This is a genomic window from Lysinibacillus sp. OL1, assembly GCF_004332175.1.
GTDB classification, from domain to species: Bacteria; Bacillota; Bacilli; order Bacillales_A; family Planococcaceae; genus Lysinibacillus; species Lysinibacillus capsici.
In genome coordinates this window covers 1-4,707 of sequence record NZ_SJDS01000033.1, presented here as the reverse complement: position 1 = coordinate 4,707, position 4,707 = coordinate 1, and the positions used below count along the sequence as shown (strand labels likewise).

Here is a 4,707-nt window from a genome sequence, read left to right as displayed (position 1 = left end):
GTTCCCCCTTGAATATTGCATCCTGTAATCATGAATAAAGCTAATGCGATCAAACCATAGAATAATTTTTTTATTTTCAATTTACCCACCTCTTTTATATAGACACCCACCATCTACCAAAAGTTACATATTCAACTAAATTTCTTCGTTAGTTGAATAACCCCGCTTACTTGAGGTGGGCGTTAAAATTAGCAAACTCTGGCGCTCTTATTATTGCAGATAATGTTGTACGTAATGGTGAGGTAATTAATGAAAATAGTGAGGTTGAACGTGTTACAGGCGTACAAGAATTTATGGATTTAATAAAAGCAAACCCGAGAATTGAAGCAACAGCTATACAAACAGTTGGTGTCAAAGGGTATGACGGCTTTGTACTAGCCGTAGTAAATTAGCATAGAAAAACCGCGTAACTAAAAAAACAGTTACGCGGATGTACTATATAAAAGATGCCTTACTGCTCCCCATCTAAGCTAGTAAGACATCTTTATCCCTTAAAATCTCTTAACTTTTATTTATAGACCCCTTTTAAATCAATCGTGCTCATCTCTTTAAACGGGGGAACAGACCCCGTCACGTTATGTTAGTGGAATAGGCTGGATTGTACCCGAGGGCAACCCATTTATAGTTATTAGGAAAGTTTGATATGTTGGATAGTAGACTTATATTTTATGCTAATTTTTCATACCCTGGAAGTGTCAAGAATTCCGCAAATTCATCTTGTTCAATTAAGGATTTAAACAGTTCAGCAGCTTCTTCATAGCGACCACTGTTATAAGCTTGTTCCCCAACAGCCTCTTTAATTTTCACAAGTTCTTCTTCCAATATTTCTAAAACAAATGCTAATGTAATACCACGTCCATCATCTAAGATTCCTTTCGGATGACGGATCCATTGCCATACTTGTGTACGAGAGATTTCTGCTGTTGCAGCATCCTCCATCAAGTTATTAATTGGTGCCGCTCCGTTACCTCGAAGCCATGAAGCAATATATTGTACACCAACACTACAGTTAATGCGTAGTCCTTCAATTGTAATTGTTCCTTCTGGTACAGCTACTAAATCTTCGGCAGATACTTGTACATCCTCACGCTTTTTATGAATTTGGTTAGGCGTTATCATAATAGCATCAAATTGCTCCATCGCTGTTGCAACCATACCAGGATGTGCTACCCATGTACCGTCATGCCCCTCTGTTGCCTCACGACGTTTATCTTCTGCCACCTTTGCAAATGCGACTGCATTCGCCTCATCATCATTTTTAACTGGAATTTGAGCTGCCATTCCGCCCATTGCTGGTGCATTTCGCTTGTGACATGTTTGAATACATAAAGATGTATAGGCTTTCATGAAAGGTACCGTCATCGTTACTTGCCCACGGTCTGGCAAAATAACATCCGCTTGATTGCGTAGACGCTTAATGTAGCTGAAAATATAATCCCAACGGCCACAATTCAAACCAGCTGAATGTTCACGTAGCTCATATAAAATTTCATCCATCTCAAAAGCAGCTAAAATTGTTTCGATTAATACAGTAGCTTTTATTGTCCCCTGTGGAATACCAATATAATCTTGAGCAAACACAAAGACATCATTCCATAGTCGAGCCTCTAAATGACTTTCAAGCTTTGGTAGATAGAAATATGGCCCTGTACCTTGTGCAAGTGCGTTTTTGGCATTGTGGAATAGATATAAACCGAAGTCAAAGAAACTGCCTGAAATCGGCTCTCCATCCACCAGGACATGCTTCTCAAGCAAGTGTAGACCTCGTGGACGAACTAACAGCACTGCTGTCTCATCATTTAATTTATATGTTTTACCATTGGATGCTTGTGTAAATTCAATCGTCTTATTAATAGCATCACGCATATTAATTTGACCGCCAATCATATTTTCCCATGTCGGAGAAGATGCATCCTCAAAGCATGCCATGAACATTTTTGCTCCAGAATTTAACGCATTAATAACCATTTTCCGATCAACTGGCCCTGTAATTTCAACACGGCGATCTTGCAGGTCGTTTGGAAGTGGTGCGATTACCCAATCACCTTCACGAATATGCTTTGTCTCTGGTAGGAAATCCAGCTTCTCTCCCGCATCAAGTCGTTTTTGGCGTTCTTGTCGAGCCTCCAACAGCTCCTTGCGGCGAGCATCAAATTTTTCGTGCAGGGCAAGAACAAATTCAAGAGCTTCAGGTGTCAAAATTTCATTAGTTTGCTCGTTTTGTTCTCCAACAATTTTAAGCTTACCTGTCGTTGCTTGTTCCATTAGCTGTTTACCCACCTTTGCCATTTTAGTTTCGTCATCCTCCGCTTTAGGAGGAGCGGAGGAGACTATTCTATGATTATGAATTTAGGAAAACACGTATTTAAACTACGACTTATACAAACTGTTCTGTTTCAGTAGAACCTGCCATTGCTGTTGTAGAAGAAGTACCACCAGAGATAACTTGAGAGATTTCATCAAAGTATCCAGTACCTACTTCGCGTTGGTGACGTGTAGCTGTATAGCCTTTAGACTCAGAAGCAAATTCTGCTTGCTGTAGCTTAGAATATGCAGCCATACCATTATCTTTATAGTCATGAGCAAGCTCAAACATAGAGTGGTTAAGCGCATGGAAACCTGCTAAAGTAACGAATTGGAATTTATAGCCTAATTTACCAAGTTCGCGTTGATACTCTGCAATTTCTTCTTCTGAAAGATTTGCCTTCCAGTTGAATGAAGGTGAGCAGTTGTATGCAAGCATTTTACCTGGGAACTCAGCATGAATAGCTTCAGCAAATTCTCTAGCTTCTTCAAGTGATGGTTTAGAAGTTTCACACCAAATTAAATCTGCATATGGAGCATAAGCTAAACCACGAGCAATTGCTTGTTTGATTCCAGCTTTTGTACGGAAGAAGCCTTCAGGTGTGCGTTCACCTGTGATGAACTCTGCATCACGTGGATCAATATCTGATGTAACCATATCAGCAGCATCAGCATCTGTACGTGCAATTAAAATTGTATCTACACCCATAACATCTGTTGCTAAACGTGCAGCTACTAAGTTACGAACAGCATTTTGTGTTGGAAGTAATACTTTACCTCCAAGGTGTCCACATTTCTTTTCAGATGCTAATTGATCTTCTAAGTGAACACCCGCTGCTCCTGCTTCAATCATACCTTTTACAAGCTCGAATACGTTTAGAGGCCCACCAAAACCTGCTTCTGCGTCTGCTACGATTGGCGCGAACCAATCAAATTGATCAACACGTCCTTCAGCATGATCAATTTGATCTGCACGTTGAAGCGCTTGATTAATTCGTTTTACTACTGCTGGTACAGAGTTAGCTGGATATAATGATTGGTCAGGATACATTTGACCAGACAGGTTTGCATCAGCAGCTACTTGCCAGCCTGATAGATAGATAGCCTTTAATCCAGCTTTTACTTGTTGTACTGCCTGATTCCCCGTTAATGCCCCCAATGCATTGATAAAAGGTTCCTCATGTAATGAATTCCAAAGTCGAGTAGCACCTTTTTGTGCTAGTGTTTGTTCAATTACTACTGTCCCCTGTAATTTAACAACCTCTTCAGCTGAATATGTGCGTTCAATACCAGCCCAACGTGGGTTTTCAGCCCAATGTTTTTCTAAAGCTTCGATTCTTTCTTGACGAGTTGACATATTGAAATTCCACCTTCCCCTTTGTGTACAATATACTCTGTTAAAAAACATTTAATTATCTGTTCCATAACAGGTTTATTTGTTGTAAATTAATATATAACAGACTATTTGAATTTTCATTATTTTTCGATAAAAGATCAAATTTTAAGGATAAAACTACCTTTTTTGACGATGAAATTTGGAAGACTGTTTACAAACAAGGGGGATATTCACAATGAATAATGAGTTAAATTCTTTCGTAAAAGATATTTCACAACAATATATTTTTATGTTGAAAGACTGGATACCTGCTGATTCATCCATTGCGATTGCTGTTGAAAATGCTTATATTTATTTTCACTCTGGTCACCACAGTATTCATTTAGAGATAGGTCAACAAGTATTACCTGGGAGTATTGCGGACCAAGTGTTACAGACTCAAAAAAAAACAGATGCTATTTTAGATAATTCCCTATTCGATACGCCTTATTACGGCATTGGTTATCCCATATACATTCAAAATAAGCCTGCTGCTCTTGTCATTGTCCTACCGTCATCATTTACAACAAAAAGAGCAGAACCATTTCAATTTTTAACCGGAAAGCAAGAGGAGGAATGGAATCCTGTAGCAATTAATAAAATATCTCATATTGAAAGCCTACAGAAAAAAACATGGTTTTATGTAGAGGGTGATCAGTATAAAACGAGTATTACACTGAAAGAACTTCAATTACGATTACCATCATATTTTATTCGTATCCATAGATCTTACATTGTAAATATACATTTCATAAAAAAAATGGCACGTGATTTAACGTCAAATTTTATTGTCACTTTAATTGATGGAAGTGAGTTACCAGTGAGTCAATCTTACCTAAATGATCTTCGGAGTGCTCTTGAGTTTTAAGTATATAGGGCTGTCCTTTTCGGGGGATAGCCTACTTTAGACTGAGCACAACAAAAAAGACCAGAGAATAAATTCTCTGGTCTTTTTTTGCCTAGCGACGTCCTACTCTCACAGGGGGAAGCCCCCAACTACCATCGGCGCTAAAGAGCTTAACTTCCGT

3 protein-coding genes, 1 rRNA gene and 1 pseudogene are annotated in these 4,707 nt (G+C 38.8%); 2 read left to right on the top strand and 3 right to left on the bottom strand.

Annotated elements, in window-relative coordinates:
- Positions 1-155: 155 nt before the first annotated feature.
- A pseudogene (locus tag EW028_RS24290) lies at positions 156-392 on the top strand (O-methyltransferase); the annotation flags it as partial.
- Positions 393-666: 274 nt separating this feature from the next.
- Here the strand turns inward: EW028_RS24290 and aceB are convergent.
- Positions 667-2,265 carry a malate synthase A gene (gene aceB, locus EW028_RS24285; protein ID WP_131522758.1) on the bottom strand — a complete coding sequence of 533 codons (1,599 nt, stop codon included), beginning with the start codon at positions 2,263-2,265 and terminating at the stop codon, positions 667-669.
- A 112-nt stretch (positions 2,266-2,377) separates the two neighbouring features.
- On the bottom strand, positions 2,378-3,661 hold the full coding sequence (aceA, locus tag EW028_RS24280; protein ID WP_131522757.1) for an isocitrate lyase: 1,284 nt from the start codon (positions 3,659-3,661) through the stop codon (positions 2,378-2,380).
- Between the two features lie 214 nt (positions 3,662-3,875).
- Between aceA and EW028_RS24275 the strand changes: the two genes are divergently transcribed.
- Entirely contained in the window at positions 3,876-4,547 is a 672-nt protein-coding gene (locus EW028_RS24275) for a LytTR family DNA-binding domain-containing protein (RefSeq protein WP_131522756.1), read from the top strand.
- Positions 4,548-4,636: 89 nt separating this feature from the next.
- Here the strand turns inward: EW028_RS24275 and rrf are convergent.
- Positions 4,637-4,707: ribosomal RNA gene (gene rrf, locus EW028_RS26435) — 5S ribosomal RNA — on the bottom strand; the annotation flags it as partial.